Source organism: Niallia sp. (assembly GCF_031978665.1).
In the GTDB taxonomy this organism is placed as follows: domain Bacteria; phylum Bacillota; class Bacilli; order Bacillales; family Cytobacillaceae; genus Niallia.
In genome coordinates, this window is sequence record NZ_DALZDK010000032.1 from 15184 (window position 1) to 33968 (window position 18785).

18 protein-coding genes and 1 other annotated feature are annotated in these 18785 nt (G+C 38.0%); of the genes, 17 read left to right on the forward strand and 1 reads right to left on the reverse strand.

Translation table 11 applies throughout. The features are described 5' to 3' along the window. Window positions 1-11 precede the first annotated feature (11 nt). The 16 genes from sigH (at window position 12) to tuf (ending at window position 17858) form a co-directional block, all read left to right on the forward strand. Entirely contained in the window at window positions 12-671 is a 660-nt protein-coding gene (sigH, locus tag RTL21_RS16835) for an RNA polymerase sporulation sigma factor SigH (RefSeq protein WP_312097464.1), read from the forward strand. 107 nt (window positions 672-778) lie between these two features. After that, the gene (gene rpmG, locus RTL21_RS16840; RefSeq protein WP_312097465.1) at window positions 779-922 is read left to right on the forward strand and encodes a 50S ribosomal protein L33; all 144 of its coding nucleotides are present in this window, start codon (window positions 779-781) and stop codon (window positions 920-922) included. 46 nt (window positions 923-968) lie between these two features. After that, the gene (gene secE / locus RTL21_RS16845) at window positions 969-1151 is read left to right on the forward strand and encodes a preprotein translocase subunit SecE (protein WP_312097466.1); all 183 of its coding nucleotides are present in this window, start codon (window positions 969-971) and stop codon (window positions 1149-1151) included. Between the two features lie 170 nt (window positions 1152-1321). Further along, window positions 1322-1855 (forward strand): transcription termination/antitermination protein NusG, encoded by a 534-nt coding sequence (gene nusG / locus RTL21_RS16850; RefSeq protein ID WP_312097468.1) that lies wholly within the window; start codon window positions 1322-1324, stop codon window positions 1853-1855. A gap of 167 nt (window positions 1856-2022) precedes the next feature. Continuing rightward, a complete protein-coding gene (gene rplK, locus RTL21_RS16855; protein ID WP_141434103.1) occupies window positions 2023-2448 on the forward strand; it encodes a 50S ribosomal protein L11 in 426 nt (141 codons plus the stop codon). Between the two features lie 112 nt (window positions 2449-2560). Then, window positions 2561-3250 (forward strand): 50S ribosomal protein L1, encoded by a 690-nt coding sequence (gene rplA / locus RTL21_RS16860; protein WP_312097470.1) that lies wholly within the window; start codon window positions 2561-2563, stop codon window positions 3248-3250. Between the two features lie 57 nt (window positions 3251-3307). Then, window positions 3308-3458: a sequence feature (ribosomal protein L10 leader region), on the forward strand. A gap of 32 nt (window positions 3459-3490) precedes the next feature. Further along, window positions 3491-3991, forward strand: a complete 501-nt coding sequence (gene rplJ / locus RTL21_RS16865) for a 50S ribosomal protein L10 (protein WP_312097471.1) — start codon at window positions 3491-3493, stop codon at window positions 3989-3991. A gap of 54 nt (window positions 3992-4045) precedes the next feature. After that, window positions 4046-4405, forward strand: a complete 360-nt coding sequence (rplL, locus tag RTL21_RS16870) for a 50S ribosomal protein L7/L12 (RefSeq protein ID WP_095333626.1) — start codon at window positions 4046-4048, stop codon at window positions 4403-4405. Window positions 4406-4709: 304 nt separating this feature from the next. After that, window positions 4710-5315: a class I SAM-dependent methyltransferase gene (locus RTL21_RS16875; RefSeq protein WP_312097473.1), complete on the forward strand. Its 606-nt coding sequence runs from the start codon at window positions 4710-4712 to the stop codon at window positions 5313-5315. Window positions 5316-5563: 248 nt separating this feature from the next. Beyond that, window positions 5564-9124, forward strand: coding sequence for a DNA-directed RNA polymerase subunit beta (gene rpoB, locus RTL21_RS16880; protein ID WP_312097474.1), 3561 nt, complete (start codon window positions 5564-5566; stop codon window positions 9122-9124). Window positions 9125-9331: 207 nt separating this feature from the next. Further along, window positions 9332-12931, forward strand: a complete 3600-nt coding sequence (gene rpoC / locus RTL21_RS16885; RefSeq protein ID WP_312097476.1) for a DNA-directed RNA polymerase subunit beta' — start codon at window positions 9332-9334, stop codon at window positions 12929-12931. 214 nt (window positions 12932-13145) lie between these two features. After that, a complete protein-coding gene (locus tag RTL21_RS16890; RefSeq protein WP_312097478.1) occupies window positions 13146-13394 on the forward strand; it encodes a 50S ribosomal protein L7ae-like protein in 249 nt (82 codons plus the stop codon). 101 nt (window positions 13395-13495) lie between these two features. After that, window positions 13496-13918: a 30S ribosomal protein S12 gene (rpsL, locus tag RTL21_RS16895; RefSeq protein ID WP_016204553.1), complete on the forward strand. Its 423-nt coding sequence runs from the start codon at window positions 13496-13498 to the stop codon at window positions 13916-13918. A gap of 40 nt (window positions 13919-13958) precedes the next feature. Continuing rightward, a complete protein-coding gene (gene rpsG, locus RTL21_RS16900) occupies window positions 13959-14429 on the forward strand; it encodes a 30S ribosomal protein S7 (RefSeq protein ID WP_312097480.1) in 471 nt (156 codons plus the stop codon). 47 nt (window positions 14430-14476) lie between these two features. Next, complete coding sequence (fusA, locus tag RTL21_RS16905; protein ID WP_312097482.1) at window positions 14477-16552, forward strand: elongation factor G; 2076 nt, start codon at window positions 14477-14479, stop codon at window positions 16550-16552. A 118-nt stretch (window positions 16553-16670) separates the two neighbouring features. After that, entirely contained in the window at window positions 16671-17858 is a 1188-nt protein-coding gene (gene tuf, locus RTL21_RS16910; RefSeq protein WP_312097484.1) for an elongation factor Tu, read from the forward strand. A 402-nt stretch (window positions 17859-18260) separates the two neighbouring features. On the opposite strand, the gene RTL21_RS16915 is transcribed toward tuf, so the two are convergent. Beyond that, window positions 18261-18383 carry a hypothetical protein gene (locus tag RTL21_RS16915; protein WP_312097486.1) on the reverse strand — a complete coding sequence of 41 codons (123 nt, stop codon included), beginning with the start codon at window positions 18381-18383 and terminating at the stop codon, window positions 18261-18263. Window positions 18384-18449: 66 nt separating this feature from the next. Between RTL21_RS16915 and rpsJ the strand changes: the two genes are divergently transcribed. After that, a complete protein-coding gene (gene rpsJ / locus RTL21_RS16920) occupies window positions 18450-18758 on the forward strand; it encodes a 30S ribosomal protein S10 (RefSeq protein WP_009336571.1) in 309 nt (102 codons plus the stop codon). The last annotated feature ends 27 nt before the right edge of the window (window positions 18759-18785 follow it).

Here is an 18785-nt window from a genome sequence, read left to right on the forward strand (position 1 = left end):
GGGGGATCTGTATGAGTACTGACAACTGGACTAAGAGTAACGAATATATTGGAAATTATATGGAACTTGAAGATGAAGTGTTAGTGGAATTGGTGCATCAAGGGGAAAGTGATGCTTTGGATTATTTAATTCATAAGTATCGCAACTTTGTGCGAGCTAAAGCCAGATCCTATTTCTTAATCGGAGCAGATAAGGAAGATATTGTTCAAGAGGGAATGATTGGTCTTTATAAGGCAATACGCGATTTTAAAGAGGACAAGCTCTCGTCATTTAAAGCGTTTGCTGAACTGTGTATAACAAGACAGATTATCACAGCTATTAAAACGGCAACTAGACAAAAGCATATTCCTTTGAACTCCTATGTTTCTTTGGACAAGCCCATCTATGATGAAGAATCTGATCGAACATTAATGGATATTATATCTGGTGCAAAGGTTCTTGATCCAGAAGAATTAATCATTAATCAGGAAGAATATGATCATATCGAGATAAAAATGTCTGAATTATTGAGTGATTTAGAAAGAAAAGTATTGTCTCTATATCTTGATGGTCAATCCTATCAGGAAATTTCTGAGGAATTGAATAGACATGTAAAGTCTATTGATAATGCTCTTCAACGGGTGAAAAGAAAGCTAGAGCGATATTTAGAAATAAGAGAATTTTCGCTTTGAGTGTAAATGTTTTTTTGGAATAGCAAATATTTACTGATATTGACATCTTATGCGTGTCCATGATACAGTTTGAGAAGATATAAAGGACGTAGTAGGTGTAACGTAAAATGAGGAAAAAAATTGTGTTAGCATGTGAAAAATGTGGGTCAAGAAATTATTCTACTGTGAGTAACAATGGGACAGAACGTTTGGAGATAAAGAAATTTTGTCAAAATTGTAATACTCATACCGTTCATAAAGAAACAAAATAACGTTTGTATAGATAAATTGCCCGCGCTTAAAGATGGAGGTAACAAAATGCAAAGTGCTGTTAAGTATTTTCGCGAAGTTGGTAGAGAATTAAAAAAAGTTAGTTGGCCGAGAAAGAAAGAACTAACTAATTATACAATCACAGTACTTGGGACTGTTGTCTTTTTTGCTATCTTCTTTGCAGTTGTTGATTTAGGAATTTCTGAACTTATTCGTTTAATACTTGAATAACAGTTGTCTACTCATGGTATAATGGTAAAACGATAGGAAACATTTACAAAAGCCCGGTAACGGGTTTTTTCATTTGCTGAAAAATAAATGAATTGTTCCTTACAGATACTATAAAAAAACAGCACGAAAAATAAAGTTACAGGGAGGGACGGACGAAGTAGTCCTCTTTTATGGAAAAAAACTGGTATGTAGTGCATACGTACTCTGGATATGAAAATAAGGTAAAAGCCAATTTAGAAAAAAGGGTAGAGACAATGGCGATGCAAGATAAAATTTTCCGCGTTGTTGTACCTGAAGAAGAAGAAACAGATATTAGAAATGGTAAAACGAAAGTAATAAAAAGAAAAGTTTTCCCAGGTTATGTGTTGGTAGAAATTGTTATGACAGATGACTCTTGGTATGTAGTACGTAATACCCCTGGTGTAACTGGATTCGTAGGTTCTGCTGGATCAGGCTCTAAGCCAACTCCGCTCTTACCGGAAGAAGTGCAAGTGATTCTGAAGAGAATGGGCGTTGAGGAACAAAGGATTGAAATTGAGTTTGAATTAGGAGAAACAGTGAAAGTAAATGAAGGTCCATTTGCTAATTTTACTGGGACTGTTGAGGAAATTGATAAGGATAAAGCGAAGGTTAAAGTACTCGTAAATATGTTTGGTAGAGATACCCCTGTGGAACTCGATTTTACACAAATTGAAAAATTTTAACCAGAAAACTTGAAATGATATTGAAAAAGTGTTACTATTTCATAGGTCAGTATATCTCATAAAGAGATAGGATATTGTCAAATTTCTTTATTTCATATAAAGACGATAAGTTGAGTGGGAGGGGAAACCCCTATTACCACATCACGGACTTTAAGGAGGTGTGTCTCGTGGCTAAAAAAGTAATTAAAGTTGTTAAATTGCAAATCCCAGCAGCTAAAGCGAATCCGGCACCACCAGTTGGTCCTGCATTGGGTCAAGCTGGCGTAAACATTATGGGATTCTGTAAGGAGTTTAACGCTCGTACAGCTGAACAAGCTGGTTTAATCATTCCTGTTGAGATTACGGTTTTCGAAGACCGTTCATTTACATTTATTACAAAAACTCCACCTGCTGCAGTTTTACTTAAAAAAGCAGCTGGTATCGAGTCTGGTTCTGGTGAACCAAATCGTAATAAAGTAGCAACTGTTAAGCGTGATAAAGTACGCGAGATTGCTGAAACAAAAATGCCTGATCTAAATGCAGCTAGCGTTGAAGCAGCTATGCGTATGGTTGAAGGTACTGCCCGCAGCATGGGTATTGTTATTGAAGACTAAACCTATATGGTTAGTGTTGATTAAGGTTGTGACGACGGTAAATCTTTAGTCGCAACCTTTATTCGTGGGAGGTAATTCCGCTAAAACCACAATTCAAGGAGGAAATAAAGTTATGGCTAAAAAAGGTAAGAAGTATTTAGAAGCTATCAAACTTGTTGATCGTACTAAAGCTTACCCAATTCAAGAAGCAATTGAGTTAGTGAGAAAGACTAGCACTACAAAATTTGACGCATCTGTTGAGGTTGCTTTCCGTTTAGGCGTAGATCCTAAGAAAGCTGACCAACAAATCCGTGGAGCAGTAGTTCTTCCAAACGGAACTGGTAAAACTCAACGCGTTTTAGTTTTCGCTAAAGGCGAAAAATTAAAAGAAGCTGAAGCAGCAGGAGCAGACTTTGTAGGCGATGCTGAATATATAACTAAAATCCAACAAGGTTGGTTTGATTTTGACGTAATCGTTGCAACTCCAGACATGATGGGTGAAGTTGGTAAACTTGGTCGTGTATTAGGACCTAAAGGTTTAATGCCAAACCCTAAAACTGGAACAGTTACTTTTGATGTAACGAAAGCAGTTAACGAAATCAAAGCTGGTAAAGTAGAATACCGTGTAGACAAAGCTGGTAACGTACATGTTCCAATCGGTAAAGTATCATTTGATGATGCTAAGCTAGTTGAAAACTTCAAAACTATCTTTGATACAATGTCAAAAGTTAAGCCAGCGGCTGCTAAAGGAACTTACATGAAGAACGTTTCTGTTACTTCAACAATGGGTCCTGGTGTAAAAGTAGATCCTTCTACTGTTTGATAAAAATTGGTATTTGACAAAACGAGATGGATATCATATACTTCATCTTGTTGAAAAAAATAAATAACATTTGTACCGTAGACAGTAGGTGCTAAATTTTAGCTTAATTTCCTGCCGAGGTAATACGATAGATTATTTGATCAGTTGTGAGAACAGCTATTGTATACACCTCCATGTCTAAATGATATGGAGGATTTTATTTGTCGGTATAAATGTAGAAATTCTACAGGAGGTGTAAAGATGAGCATCGTAATCGAACAAAAGAAACAAGTAGTATCTGATATTGCTGAAAAATTCAAAGCAAGTAAATCAACAATTGTTGTTGACTACCGTGGTTTGACTGTTTCAGAAGTAACTGAACTTCGTAAACAACTTCGTGAAGCAGGAGTTGAGTTCAAGGTTTACAAAAACTCTTTAACTCGCCGTGCTGCTGAATCTGTTGAATTAGCAGGTTTAAACGAATCTCTAACTGGTCCAAACGCAATCGCGTTCAGTAATGAGGATGTTGTTGCACCAGCAAAAATTTTAAACGACTTCGCTAAAAAACACGAAGCGTTAGAAATTAAAGCAGGAGTAATCGAAGGAAACTTAGCAACAGTTGAAGAAGTGAAGGCTCTTGCTGAACTTCCATCACGCGAAGGTTTACTTTCTATGTTACTCAGCGTTCTTCAAGCACCAATCCGCAACCTTGCTCTTGCTACAAAAGCAGTTGCAGATCAGAAAGAAGAGCAAGGCGCTTAATATTTTATACGGTAACGTATCATAAAAACCCAAAAAACAAGGAGGAAACATATAATGTCTAAAGAACAAATCTTAGAAGCAGTTAAAAACATGACTGTTTTAGAATTAAACGATTTAGTAAAAGCAATTGAAGAAGAATTCGGAGTAACTGCTGCTGCTCCTGTAGCTGTAGTTGCAGGTGGCGGAGAAGCTGCTGCTGAAAAATCTGAGTTTGATGTAGTTCTTGCATCTGCTGGAGATCAAAAAATCAAAGTTATCAAGGTTGTACGTGAAATCACAGGTCTTGGTCTTAAAGAAGCAAAAGAACTTGTTGACAACACTCCAAAAGCAGTTAAAGAAGGAGCTTCTAAAGAAGAAGCTGAAGAAATCAAAGCTAAACTTGAAGAAGTTGGAGCTAACGTTGAAGTTAAGTAATGTTAGTTAAAAAGAAGCTCGCTATATTAGCGGGCTTTTTTTTCCTAAAGTGTGTGAGGCTTAAGAAGCGCCCAGTCACAATCAATCCAGTTGGAAACGGAGTTTGAAACATCGGTTTTATGTAAGTTATATTAGGTCGTGTTGAATGATTATCTTATGTGAGAAGTTGTGGAAAAATCCTGTTAACTGTACGTGATAGCTCAAAAGTCATCTGCACTTTTTTTAAATTGATTGCGATGCTAGTGCTTAGCGATTAATCCTCAAGTAGTCTTCCTTATATAAATTCTCCTAAGGAGGTGTTCATATGACAGAACATTATTATTCCCGAACCCAGAATGTGAGTAGCGATCCGAATTACTGGAAATTTACCCTTAAAGGTAATACAATACGTTTTAAAACAGATAATGGGGTTTTCTCCAAAAGAGAAGTAGATTTCGGCTCTAGACTATTAATAGAAACCTATACACTTCCGAGTATAGATGGAGATGTTTTAGATGTAGGCTGTGGCTATGGTCCAATAGGTCTTTCTGTCGCAAAAACTGCTCCGGAAAGAATGGTTCATATGGTCGATGTTAATTTACGTGCGATTGAATTGGCGAAAGAAAATGCACAGCAAAATGGTATTGAAAATGTTCAGATTTATGAAAGTGATCGACTTCTTCGTGTGAAGGGAACTAAATTTGCTTCTATTTTAACTAATCCGCCGATTAGAGCAGGGAAAAAAGTCGTTCATGATATTTTTGAGCAAAGCTATGAACGGTTAGCTGTGAATGGAGAGCTTTGGATTGTGATTCAAAAGAAACAAGGAGCCCCGTCTGCTATTGCGAGATTAGAGGAACTTTTTAAAGAGGTAAATATAGTAGAAAAGAAAAAAGGGTATTTTATAATTCAAGCAAAAAAGATTGACTAGTCCTTTTTGTTGTGATAGCATTGTATAATGCCAATATAATATTTTTCTGAAACTCGCAATTTTATCCAACTTATTGTATAAAATTGGTGTAAGAAGGAAAAACTAACAGAATAATATTAGAAATATGAAAATGTGGTTTTTTGATTGGAAAACCCTTTTTCTTTTTGTCTTATAAAAATGGGTTTTTAAATCCTTTTTATAGGATGTTAATAGATGTACTATAACGTTTGATTTGAGGGGTGAATCAGTTGACAGGTCAACTTGTTCAGTATGGACGACACCGCCAGCGGAGAAGCTACGCACGAATTAGTGAGGTTTTAGAATTACCAAATCTTATTGAAATCCAAACCTCTTCCTATCAATGGTTTTTAGATGAGGGATTGCGAGAAATGTTCCAGGACATTTCGCCTATTGAAGATTTTACTGGCAATTTATCACTTGATTTCATTGATTATAGCTTGGGTGATCCAAAGTATTCAGTGGAAGAATCGAAAGAGCGAGATGTTACATATTCTGCACCTTTGCGTGTGAAGGTCCGTCTTGTGAATAAAGAAACAGGAGAAGTAAAAGACCAAGATGTATTCATGGGTGATTTCCCGCTTATGACTGAAACTGGTACTTTTGTTATTAATGGTGCGGAACGTGTTATTGTTTCTCAGTTAGTACGTTCTCCAAGTGTTTATTACAATGGGAAACTTGATAAAAACGGGAAAAAAGGATTTACTGCAACGGTAATCCCTAACCGTGGAGCATGGCTAGAGTATGAGACAGATGCAAAGGATGTTGTATATGTACGTATTGATCGTACACGTAAACTTCCAGTCACTGTTCTTTTGCGTGCATTAGGATTTGGTTCTGACCAAGAGATTCTTGAATTAATTGGTGACAATGAATATTTACGCAATACTTTAGAAAAAGACAACACAGAAGGAACAGACAAAGCGCTATTAGAGATTTATGAACGTCTGCGTCCAGGTGAACCACCTACTGTTGAAAACGCAAAAAGTCTTTTAGTATCAAGATTTTTCGATCCAAAAAGATATGATCTTGCGAATGTAGGTCGTTATAAAATTAATAAAAAGCTTCATATTAAAAATAGATTATTTGGTCAACGATTGGCGGAAACACTAGTGGATCCTGAAACAGGAGAAATCATTGCTGAAAAAGGAACACTTCTAGATCGCCGTGCACTTGATCGTATTATTCCAAATCTAGAAAACAATATCGGATTTAAAAAGCTAAGCCCTTATGGTGGTGTGCTGGAAGATGATGTTACTGTTCAATCAGTGAAAATTTATTCACCACTAGATGAGGGAGACAAAGAAATTAATGTTATTAGTAATGCATATGTAGAAGAAGCTGTGAAAAATATTTCTCCTGCAGATATTATTGCTTCTATTAGTTATTTCTTTAACCTATTACATGGTGTAGGTTTAACAGATGATATTGACCATTTAGGTAACAGACGTCTACGTTCTGTAGGTGAACTGTTACAAAACCAATTCCGTATTGGTTTATCTAGAATGGAGCGTGTTGTTCGTGAAAGAATGTCTATTCAAGATACGAATACCATTACTCCACAACAATTAATCAATATTAGACCTGTTATTGCATCTATTAAAGAATTTTTCGGAAGTTCTCAGCTATCTCAATTTATGGACCAAACAAATCCGTTAGCAGAGCTGACGCATAAACGCCGTCTATCTGCATTAGGACCTGGTGGTTTAACAAGAGAACGTGCAGGAATGGAAGTTCGTGACGTTCACTATTCTCACTATGGCCGTATGTGTCCAATTGAAACACCTGAGGGACCAAACATTGGTTTGATTAACTCCCTATCTTCTTATGCAAAAGTAAATCGATTCGGATTTATTGAAACGCCGTATCGCCGTGTTGATCCTGAAACAGGTAAAGTATCATCACGAATTGATTATTTAACTGCTGATGAGCAAGATAACTATGTTGTTGCCCAAGCGAATTCTCGTTTAGGAGATGACGGTTCTTTCTTAGATGAAGATGTAGTTGCGCGTTTCCGTGATGAGAACGTTGTTGTTAATCGTGATCGTATAGATTATATGGACGTTTCTCCAAAGCAGGTTGTATCTGCTGCGACAGCGTGTATCCCGTTCTTAGAAAACGATGACTCTAACCGTGCCTTGATGGGAGCGAACATGCAACGACAAGCGGTACCTTTAATGCAGCCGGAAGCTCCAAGAGTAGGAACTGGAATGGAATATGTTTCAGGGAAAGACTCAGGTGCAGCTGTTATCTGTAAGCACCCTGGTATTGTTGAACATGTAGAAGCACGTGAAGTTTGGGTTAGACGTATTTCTGAAGTGGATGGTCAAGAAGTAAAAGGAAATCTTGATAAATATAAAATGCTTAAATTTGTTCGTTCAAACCAAGGTACATGCTATAACCAACGCCCAATCGTTGCTGTTGGTGATAGAGTAACTAAAGGGGAAGTTCTAGCGGATGGACCTTCAATGGAACTTGGAGAATTAGCACTTGGACGTAACGTATTAGTTGCCTTTATGACATGGGACGGATACAACTACGAGGATGCTATTATCATGAGCGAACGCTTAGTGAAAGATGATGTATATACTTCTATTCATATTGAAGAATATGAATCAGAATCTCGTGATACAAAGCTAGGACCGGAAGAAATAACACGTGATATCCCGAATGTTGGGGAAGATGCTTTGCGCAACTTAGATGATCGCGGTATTATTCGTATCGGTGCAGAAGTGAAAGATGGCGACTTGCTAGTTGGTAAAGTTACACCTAAAGGAGTAACGGAATTAACAGCTGAGGAGCGTTTATTACATGCTATCTTTGGTGAAAAAGCACGTGAAGTTCGTGATACAAGCTTACGTGTTCCACATGGTGGCGGCGGTATTGTTCATGATGTTAAAGTCTTCAACAGAGAAGATGGAGACGAATTACCACCAGGTGTTAACCAATTAGTGCGCGTATATATTGTTCAAAAACGTAAAATCCATGAAGGCGATAAGATGGCAGGTCGTCACGGTAATAAAGGGGTTATCTCTCGAATTTTACCAGAAGAAGATATGCCGTATTTACCAGACGGAACACCAGTTGACATCATGTTAAACCCACTAGGTGTACCATCACGTATGAACATCGGTCAGGTATTAGAATTGCATCTTGGAATGGCTGCGAGAAGTCTTAACATCCATGTTGCATCTCCAGTATTTGATGGTGCGCGTGAAGAAGACGTATGGGAAACAATTAGAGAAGCTGGAATGGCGCAGGATGCCAAAACAGTACTTTATGACGGACGTTCCGGTGAACCTTTTGATAACCGTGTATCCGTTGGTGTTATGTATATGATCAAACTTGCTCACATGGTTGATGATAAACTACATGCTCGTTCAACTGGACCATATTCTTTAGTAACGCAACAACCACTAGGAGGAAAAGCTCAATTTGGTGGTCAGCGTTTTGGAGAGATGGAGGTTTGGGCGCTTGAAGCTTATGGAGCAGCTTATACTTTACAAGAAATTCTTACCGTTAAATCAGATGACGTTGTTGGTCGTGTGAAAACGTATGAAGCAATTGTTAAAGGAGAGAATGTTCCAGAACCAGGAGTACCTGAATCATTCCGCGTATTAATGAAAGAGCTACAAAGCTTAGGTTTAGATGTAAAAATCTTATCTAGCACCGAGGAAGAAATTGAAATGAGAGACACAGACGATGATGATGACATTCATCAAGCTGAATCTCTAACAATTGTTTCGGAAACTAAAGAGCCTGAGTCAGAAAAGGTAGGCATGCAAGAATAATAAGGTAATGAACATGGCCTGTCTAAAAACGAAAGGGTCAGACTCCACCATGAAGACATCTAGATAGAAGATCCTTATATATCTTTTATAAATAGATTATTCACGTTGAGGTCAGACCCTTTTGTGACGGCCTGTCTTTGATTATAAATGTTTTTAAGATGCTTTAAGTAAGGCAAAAGCCTGAAGATCGAAAGGGAGGTAGGACCCTTGTTGGATGTTAATAATTTTGAATATATGAAAATAGGTCTAGCTTCACCAGACAAAATCCGTTCTTGGTCATTTGGTGAAGTCAAAAAGCCAGAAACAATTAACTATCGTACTTTAAAACCGGAAAAGGATGGCTTGTTCTGTGAGCGTATTTTTGGTCCTACAAAAGACTGGGAATGTCACTGTGGTAAATACAAGCGTGTTAGATACAAAGGCGTAGTTTGTGATCGCTGTGGAGTGGAAGTTACTCGTGCAAAAGTTCGTCGTGAACGTATGGGTCATATCGAATTAGCAGCTCCGGTTTCGCATATTTGGTACTTTAAAGGAATCCCTAGTCGTATGGGGCTTGTGCTGGATATGTCTCCACGTGCGTTGGAAGAAGTTATTTATTTTGCTTCTTACGTAGTAACAGATCCAGGCGATACTGCTCTTGAGAAAAAACAACTTCTTTCTGAAAAAGAATATAGAGCATACCGTGACAAATACGGCGTGAAATTCCAAGCTTCTATGGGAGCTGAATCAATTAAAAAACTACTTTCTGACATTGATTTAAATAAAGATGTAGAAGCATTAAAAGAAGAATTGAAAACTGCACAAGGTCAAAGAAGAACTCGTGCAATTAAAAGACTAGAAGTATTAGAAGCATTCCGTGGTTCTGGTAATGAGCCTTCTTGGATGATTCTTGATGTACTTCCAGTAATTCCTCCAGAATTACGCCCAATGGTTCAATTAGATGGTGGACGTTTTGCAACTTCTGACCTAAATGATTTATATCGTCGTGTTATTAACCGTAATAATCGCTTAAAGAGATTATTAGACTTAGGAGCACCAAGCATTATCGTGCAAAACGAAAAGCGTATGCTTCAAGAAGCGGTTGACGCATTGATTGATAACGGCCGTCGTGGACGTCCGGTAACAGGTCCTGGTAACAGACCACTTAAATCTCTATCTCATATGCTAAAAGGTAAGCAAGGACGTTTCCGTCAAAACTTACTAGGGAAACGTGTTGACTATTCTGGACGTTCTGTTATCGTTGTTGGTCCGAACTTAAAGATGTATCAATGCGGTCTGCCTAGAGAAATGGCAATTGAATTGTTTAAGCCTTTCGTTATGAAAGAGTTAGTAGAAAAAGGCATTGCTCATAATATTAAGTCTGCAAAAAGGAAAATTGAAAGACTTCAACCAGAAGTTTGGGATGTACTTGAAGAAGTAATTAAGGAGCATCCAGTATTACTTAACCGCGCCCCTACTCTACATAGATTGGGAATCCAAGCGTTTGAACCAACTTTAGTAGAAGGTCGTGCGATTCGTCTTCATCCGCTTGTATGTACAGCATACAACGCTGACTTTGACGGTGACCAAATGGCGGTTCACGTTCCTTTATCTTCTGAGGCACAAGCGGAAGCGCGTTTACTTATGCTTGCAGCTCAAAATATCTTGAACCCTAAAGATGGTAAACCGGTTGTTACTCCTTCACAGGATATGGTATTAGGAAACTATTACTTAACATTAGAACGTGAAGGTGCGGTTGGAGAAGGTATGATCTTCAATGACACGAGCGAAGCAATCTTAGCTTACCAAAATGGTTATGTACATTTACACACACGTGTAGCAGTACGGGCTAGCTCTTTAAATAATGAAACATTTACAGAAGAGCAAAATAATCAATTGCTATTAACAACAGTTGGTAAGTTAATATTTAATGAAATTTTACCAAAATCGTTCCCATACATTAACGAACCTACTAAAACAAATCTAGAAGAAAAAACTCCTGAAAGATACTTTGTTGAGCCAGGTGTAGATGTTCCTGCTGCTATCAGAGAGTTGCCGATTCTTGATCCGTTTAAAAAGAAAATTTTAGGGAATATAATCGCTGAAGTATTTAAACGATTCAAGATCACTGAAACTTCTAAGATGTTGGATAGAATGAAAGATTTAGGATTTAAACATTCTACAAAAGCCGGTATTACTGTTGGTGTGGCTGACATCGTTGTATTAGGTGAAAAACAAGAAATTATCGACGAAGCACAAAGTAAAGTTGATAATGTTATGAAACAATTTAAACGTGGATTAATTACAGAGGAAGAGCGTTATGATCGTGTAATTTCTATCTGGAGTGCTGCGAAAGATACAATTCAAGCGAAGCTAATGAAGTCCTTGGATAAACGAAATCCAATCTTTATGATGAGTGACTCAGGTGCCCGTGGTAACGCATCTAACTTTACGCAGCTTGCTGGTATGCGTGGTTTGATGGCCAACCCGGCTGGTAGAATTATCGAGTTACCGATTATCTCAAGTTTCCGTGAAGGATTAACAGTATTAGAGTACTTTATCTCTACTCACGGTGCGCGTAAAGGTCTTGCCGATACAGCACTGAAAACAGCAGACTCTGGTTACTTAACTCGTCGTCTAGTAGACGTAGCACAGGATGTTATTGTGCGTGATGATGATTGTGGTACAGATAGAGGATTGTTAGTTTCTGCTCTTAGAGAGGGTACAGAAATTATTGAATCTCTTGATGAGCGTTTAATTGGACGTTATGCAAGAAAGGCCATTAAACATCCAGAAACGAAGGAAGTTCTTGTTCCTGAAAATGGACTTATTACAGAAGATTTAGCTGTGGAAATTGTTGAAGCTAATATTGAAGAAGTATGGATCCGTTCTGCGTTTACATGTAATACTCGTCACGGAGTATGTAAAAAATGTTATGGTCGCAACCTAGCGACTGGCCAAGAGGTAGAAGTAGGGGAAGCTGTTGGTATTATTGCGGCACAATCCATCGGTGAACCGGGTACACAGTTAACAATGCGTACATTCCATACAGGTGGGGTTGCTGGAGACGATATTACACAAGGTTTACCTCGTATTCAGGAAATATTCGAAGCTCGTAATCCAAAAGGGCAAGCGGTTATCACTGAAATGGCTGGTGTTGTTGTTGGTATCAATGAAGGTAGAGACCGTCAACATGAAATTGTTGTTCAAGGTGAATTAGAAACTAGAACATATACTGCTCCTTACACAGCTAGATTGAAAGTTAAAATCGATGATGTTGTAGAACAAGGTCAGGAATTAACAGAAGGATCTATTGATCCGAAAGAGTTAATTAAAGTGAAAAACGTTACAGCAGTACAAGAGTATCTACTTCGCGAAGTACAAAAAGTATATCGTATGCAAGGGGTAGAAATTGGGGATAAACACGTAGAAGTAATGGTTCGCCAAATGCTACGTAAAATCAGAGTAGTGGATGCTGGTGAGACAGATGTATTACCAGGTACACTATTGGATATTCACCAATTTACTGATGCGAACGCAAAAGCTTTACGCGAAGGCAAACTTCCTGCAACGGGTAGACCAGTATTGCTTGGTATTACGAAAGCATCTCTTGAAACTGATTCATTCCTATCAGCCGCATCATTCCAAGAAACTACAAGAGTTCTGACAGATGCTGCGATTAAAGGGAAACGTGATGAATTACTAGGATTAAAAGAGAATGTAATTATTGGTAAATTGGTTCCGGCTGGAACAGGTATGCCAAGATACCGTCATGCTGAACCTGTTACTGTAGAAGAGTTAACGGAAGAGTCGGTTACTGTAGAGTAATTAATGATAAATTGATTTGTTCCGAAAAAAAGCACGTGGTCAATGTGGGGAGTTATGGATGAAAAGAGCGATAACTTCTCACAAACCATGACTTTTTGGAACATATCTATTTATTCCTATTAAAGTTTTTTGGGAAATTAATTGACATCTAATTTTATAGATGATACTATATCAAAGGTGCTCCTATTCACCTGTTGCTTTGGAGGATATCAAAATGTCTTATGAAAAAGTACTACAGGCAAGTAAGATAGTAGTAGGAACAAAGCAAACAGTAAAAGCGTTAAAAAAGGGAATTGCTACTGAAGTTATCGTTGCAGAAGATGCTGATCCGATGTTAATTAGAAAAGTATCTGAGGTAGCTGAAGAAGTGAAAACACCCATTATACTTGTTGAATCCATGAAGAAGCTCGGCGAATCATGTGGAATAGAAGTAGGCGCAGCAACTGTTGCCATAATTAATTAAAACTGTTTTTATGGAATATACCATGAAAACTTTGTTTTTGCCCTAATATGAACCACCTGGATGTGTGGGCTTCAAACATAAAAGGAAGGGAGGAAAAAGAAATGCCTACAATTAACCAATTAGTACGCAAGCCTCGTCAATCTGCTGAAGAAAAGTCGAAGTCTCCTGCGTTAAACAAAGGTTATAACAGTTTCAAAAAAGCACAAACAAACGTATCTTCACCTCAAAAACGTGGGGTATGTACTCGTGTTGGTACAATGACACCGAAAAAACCAAACTCTGCATTACGTAAATATGCACGTGTTCGTTTAACAAACGGTATCGAAGTAACAGCATACATTCCTGGTATTGGTCACAACCTACAAGAACACAGTGTTGTACTAATCCGTGGAGGACGTGTAAAAGACTTACCGGGGGTACGTTATCATATCGTACGCGGTGCGCTTGATACTGCTGGTGTTAACAACCGTATGCAAGGTCGTTCTAAATACGGTACTAAAAAGCCAAAAGCAGCTAAAAAATAATAAATTAGATTTTATAGCATAATTGAAAGGAGGAAATCAAATGCCACGTAAAGGTCCTGTAGCAAAAAGAGACGTGTTACCAGATCCGATTTACAATTCAAAGCTTGTATCTCGTTTAATCAACAAAATGATGATCGATGGTAAAAGAGGGAAAGCTCAAGCTATCCTATATTCAGCATTCGAAATCGTTGCTGAGCGTTCTGGAAAAGAAGCAATCGAAGTATTTGATCAAGCATTAAAGAATATCATGCCAGTTCTTGAAGTAAGAGCACGCCGTGTTGGTGGTTCTAACTATCAAGTTCCAGTGGAGGTTCGTCCTGAAAGACGTACAACTTTAGGTCTTCGCTGGTTAGTTAACTATTCTCGTCTTCGTGGTGAGAAAACAATGGAAGAGAGACTAGCTAACGAAATTCTTGATGCAGCAAACAATACTGGTGCATCTGTGAAGAAACGTGAAGATACTCATAAAATGGCTGAAGCAAACAAAGCGTTTGCTCACTATCGTTGGTAAGATTATTATTTACAAAAATACTTTCATTATGAAAGGAGAAAGACCAAATGGCAAGAGAGTTCTCCTTAGAAAACACTCGTAATATTGGTATCATGGCACACATTGATGCTGGTAAAACGACTACAACTGAGCGTGTACTTTATTACACTGGTCGTATCCACAAAATTGGTGAAACTCACGAAGGTGCATCTCAAATGGACTGGATGGAGCAAGAACAAGAACGTGGAATTACCATTACATCAGCAGCAACAACTGCACAATGGAAAGGTAACCGTGTAAACATTATCGATACTCCAGGACACGTAGACTTCACTGTAGAAGTTGAACGTTCTCTTCGTGTACTTGATGGTGCTGTTGCAGTACTTGATGCTCAATCAGGTGTTGAGCCGCAAACAGAAACAGTTTGGCGTCAAGCAACAACTTACGGTGTACCTCGTGTAGTATTCGTAAACAAAATGGATAAAATTGGTGCAGACTTCCTTTATTCATTAAAAACTTTACATGATCGTTTACAAGCAAACGCTCATGCAATTCAACTTCCAATCGGTGCTGAAGATCAATTCGAAGGTATCATTGATTTAGTTGAAATGAAAGCAACATTCTACGGAAATGACCTTGGAACTGATATCCAAGAGCGTGAAATTCCTGAAGAATATAAAGAACTAGCTGACGAATACCATGAAAAATTGGTTGAAGCAGTAGCAGAACTTGATGAAGAATTAATGGAAAAATACCTTGGTGGTGAAGAAATCACTACTGATGAGTTAAAAGCTGCTATCCGTAAAGGTACAGTTAACGTTGAATTCTATCCAGTAATCTGTGGTTCGGCTTTCAAAAACAAAGGTGTACAAAAAATGCTTGATGCTGTAATTGAATACTTACCATCTCCATTAGATGTACCTGCAATCAAAGGTACTGCTCCTGATTCAGATGAAGTAGTTGAAAAGCATTCAAGTGATGAAGAGCCATTTGCTGCACTTGCATTTAAAGTAATGACAGATCCATTCGTTGGTAAACTGACATTCTTCCGTGTATACTCTGGTACGTTGAGCTCAGGTTCTTACGTACAAAACTCTACAAAAGGTAAGCGTGAGCGTGTTGGACGTATCCTTCAAATGCATGCGAATAGCCGTCAAGAGATTACAGAAGTATATGCTGGTGATATTGCAGCAGCAGTTGGTTTAAAAGATACTACAACTGGAGATACTCTATGTGATGAAAAGAATTTAGTAATCTTAGAATCAATGGAATTCCCAGAGCCAGTTATCGAATTGTCTATCGAACCAAAATCAAAAGCTGACCAAGATAAAATGACAACTGCACTACAAAAATTACAAGAAGAAGATCCAACATTCCGTGCACATACTAACCAGGAAACTGGCCAAGTAATCATTGCTGGTATGGGTGAACTTCACTTAGATATTCTTGTAGACCGTATGCGTCGTGAATTCAAGGTAGAAGCTAATGTTGGTGCACCTCAGGTTGCTTACCGTGAAACATTCCGTTCATCTGCAGCAGTTGAAGGGAAATTCACTCGTCAATCTGGTGGTCGTGGACAATATGGTCACGTTTGGATCGAATTTGCTCCAAATGAAGAAGGTAAAGGATTCGAATTTGAAAATGCTATCGTCGGTGGGGTTGTTCCTCGTGAATACATCGCTCCAGTTCAAGCTGGTCTTGAAGATGCATTGCAAAGAGGAGTACTTGCTGGTTACCCATTGGTTGACATCAAAGCTAAATTGTTTGATGGTTCATACCATGATGTTGACTCATCTGAAATGGCGTTCAAAATCGCTGCTTCAATGGCATTGAAAAATGCAGCATCTAAATGTAATCCTGTAATTCTTGAACCTGTTATGAAAGTTGAAGTTATCATTCCTGAAGAGTACATGGGTGATATCATGGGTAACATTACTTCACGTCGTGGACGTGTAGAAGGTATGGAAGCTCGTGGTAACGCACAAGTAGTTCGTGCAATGGTTCCTCTTTCTGAAATGTTTGGTTACGCTACGACATTACGTTCAAGCACGCAAGGTCGTGGAGTATTCTCAATGGTATTTGACCATTATGAAGAAGTACCAAAATCAATCTCTGAAGAGATCATCAAAAAAAATAAAGGGTAATTGTTGATTTTACCTTTTTAATGAAGTATAACTACTATGTAAGCAATAAAGCTGTGATGAATAATCACAGCTCTATAAAAATACTTAATTTTTTACAAATCAAAGGAGGATTTTCCTAATGGCAAAAGCTAAATACGATCGTTCGAAGCCACACGTAAATATTGGAACTATTGGTCACGTTGACCATGGTAAAACTACTTTAACAGCTGCTATCACAACTGTACTTGCAAAAGCAGGTGGAGCTGAAGCTCGCGGTTATGATCAAATCGACGCTGCTCCAGAAGAGCGTGAGCGTGGAATCACAATCTCAACTGCACACGTTGAGTATGAAACTGAAACTCGTCACTATGCACACGTTGACTGCCCAGGACATGCTGACTATGTTAAAAACATGATTACTGGTGCTGCTCAAATGGATGGTGGAATCCTAGTAGTATCTGCTACTGATGGTCCAATGCCACAAACTCGTGAGCACATCCTTCTTTCTCGTCAAGTAGGTGTACCTCACTTAGTAGTATTCTTAAACAAATGTGATATGGTTGATGACGAAGAGTTATTAGAATTAGTAGAAATGGAAGTACGCGACCTATTATCAGAATATGAATTCCCTGGTGATGATATTCCAGTAATTAAAGGTTCTGCTCTTAAAGCTCTTGAAGGAGAAGCTTCTTGGGAAGAAAAAATCGTTGAGCTAATGGCTGCTGTTGACGAATATATCCCAACTCCAACTCGTGACACTGACAAACCATTTATGATGCCAGTTGAGGATGTATTCTCAATCACTGGTCGTGGTACGGTTGCAACTGGTCGTGTTGAGCGTGGACAAGTTAAAGTTGGTGACGTTGTAGACATCATCGGTTTAGCTGAAGAGAAAAAATCAACTACTGTAACTGGTGTTGAAATGTTCCGTAAATTACTTGATTATGCTGAAGCTGGAGATAACATTGGTGCTCTTCTTCGTGGGGTTGCTCGTGAAGATATCCAACGTGGTCAAGTATTAGCAAAACCAGGTACAATTACTCCACACGTAAAGTTCAAAGCTGAAGTTTACGTATTATCAAAAGAAGAAGGTGGACGTCATACTCCATTCTTCACTAACTACCGTCCACAGTTCTACTTCCGTACAACTGATGTAACTGGTATTTGTAACTTACCTGAAGGCGTAGAAATGGTTATGCCTGGCGATAACATCGAAATGGATGTTGAATTGATTTCTTCAATCGCTATCGAAGAAGGAACTAAATTCTCTATTCGTGAAGGTGGACGTACAGTAGGCGCTGGTGTCGTTGCTACTATCGTTGAATAATAATGTATGATAAAAAACAAGCTGATTCGTCAGCTTGTTTTTTTTATATAAATAAAGCAATTGGCATTATTGTTGGGGGATGAAAATAAGAACATTTTGATCAACTAGCAACTATAATAGCAATTTTTAAATAATAGTTAGGATGATTTAGGTGTTAATAATAAGAATGATTGCAAGTATGTTTAAAGATCATAGAGAACAGCTATAATAATTAGAAGTATTAATATAGAAGAAACAGGTTTTCCAGTATCTTACTATATAATCTACAATTGATTTTTGTTATTATGTAAAAGTCCTATTAAAAGATAAGTTTAAATCAATATATCATTAGCTTTTAATTGACTGACTATTATACATTGGCTTGAAATATCATGTCAGTATATGTATAATAATCTGAGTGTACTAAAACGAAAGAAAAATAATAATTGTTGTTGCTTTTCTAGGCGTTTTTATGTATAATAGACAATGTTGGTCTTTGACTGCGATGATGTGGGAGGTTGCTGACACACCCGGCCGCTTTGCCATGGCGAGTGTGTGGGAAATTCCTGCGGAGAATGTCTATTCTAAAATAGGCGAAAAGGAGGGAAAATAATGGCAAAACAAAAAATTCGTATTCGTTTAAAAGCGTATGATCATAGAATTTTGGATCAATCAGCTGAGAAAATTGTTGAAACTGCAAAACGTTCTGGTGCTGCTGTATCTGGACCGATTCCGTTACCGACAGAAAAGTCTATATACACAATCCTACGTGCGGTTCATAAATATAAAGATTCTCGTGAACAGTTTGAAATGCGTACGCATAAACGTCTAATCGACATCGTGAACCCAACTCCACAAACAGTTGATTCACTAATGCGTCTGGATTTACCATCAGGTGTAGATATCGAAATTAAACTTTAATGAATAAATTTTACTAACAATCTAGGA

What these genes read in the sequence shown, in the direction of transcription:
- rpsL (WP_016204553.1), top strand. Translation starts at nt 13,496, where the DNA reads ATGCCTACAATTAACCAATTAGTACGCAAGCCTCGTCAATCTGCTGAA.
- rplA (WP_312097470.1), top strand. Translation starts at nt 2,561, where the DNA reads ATGGCTAAAAAAGGTAAGAAGTATTTAGAAGCTATCAAACTTGTTGAT.
- RTL21_RS16890 (WP_312097478.1), top strand. Translation starts at nt 13,146, where the DNA reads ATGTCTTATGAAAAAGTACTACAGGCAAGTAAGATAGTAGTAGGAACA.
- nusG (WP_312097468.1), top strand. Translation starts at nt 1,322, where the DNA reads ATGGAAAAAAACTGGTATGTAGTGCATACGTACTCTGGATATGAAAAT.
- rpsJ (WP_009336571.1), top strand. Translation starts at nt 18,450, where the DNA reads ATGGCAAAACAAAAAATTCGTATTCGTTTAAAAGCGTATGATCATAGA.
- RTL21_RS16915 (WP_312097486.1), bottom strand. Translation starts at nt 18,383, where the DNA reads ATGGCAAAGCGGCCGGGTGTGTCAGCAACCTCCCACATCATCGCAGTC.
- rpsG (WP_312097480.1), top strand. Translation starts at nt 13,959, where the DNA reads ATGCCACGTAAAGGTCCTGTAGCAAAAAGAGACGTGTTACCAGATCCG.
- rplJ (WP_312097471.1), top strand. Translation starts at nt 3,491, where the DNA reads ATGAGCATCGTAATCGAACAAAAGAAACAAGTAGTATCTGATATTGCT.
- sigH (WP_312097464.1), top strand. Translation starts at nt 12, where the DNA reads ATGAGTACTGACAACTGGACTAAGAGTAACGAATATATTGGAAATTAT.
- rplL (WP_095333626.1), top strand. Translation starts at nt 4,046, where the DNA reads ATGTCTAAAGAACAAATCTTAGAAGCAGTTAAAAACATGACTGTTTTA.
- fusA (WP_312097482.1), top strand. Translation starts at nt 14,477, where the DNA reads ATGGCAAGAGAGTTCTCCTTAGAAAACACTCGTAATATTGGTATCATG.
- secE (WP_312097466.1), top strand. Translation starts at nt 969, where the DNA reads ATGCAAAGTGCTGTTAAGTATTTTCGCGAAGTTGGTAGAGAATTAAAA.
- tuf (WP_312097484.1), top strand. Translation starts at nt 16,671, where the DNA reads ATGGCAAAAGCTAAATACGATCGTTCGAAGCCACACGTAAATATTGGA.
- rpmG (WP_312097465.1), top strand. Translation starts at nt 779, where the DNA reads ATGAGGAAAAAAATTGTGTTAGCATGTGAAAAATGTGGGTCAAGAAAT.
- RTL21_RS16875 (WP_312097473.1), top strand. Translation starts at nt 4,710, where the DNA reads ATGACAGAACATTATTATTCCCGAACCCAGAATGTGAGTAGCGATCCG.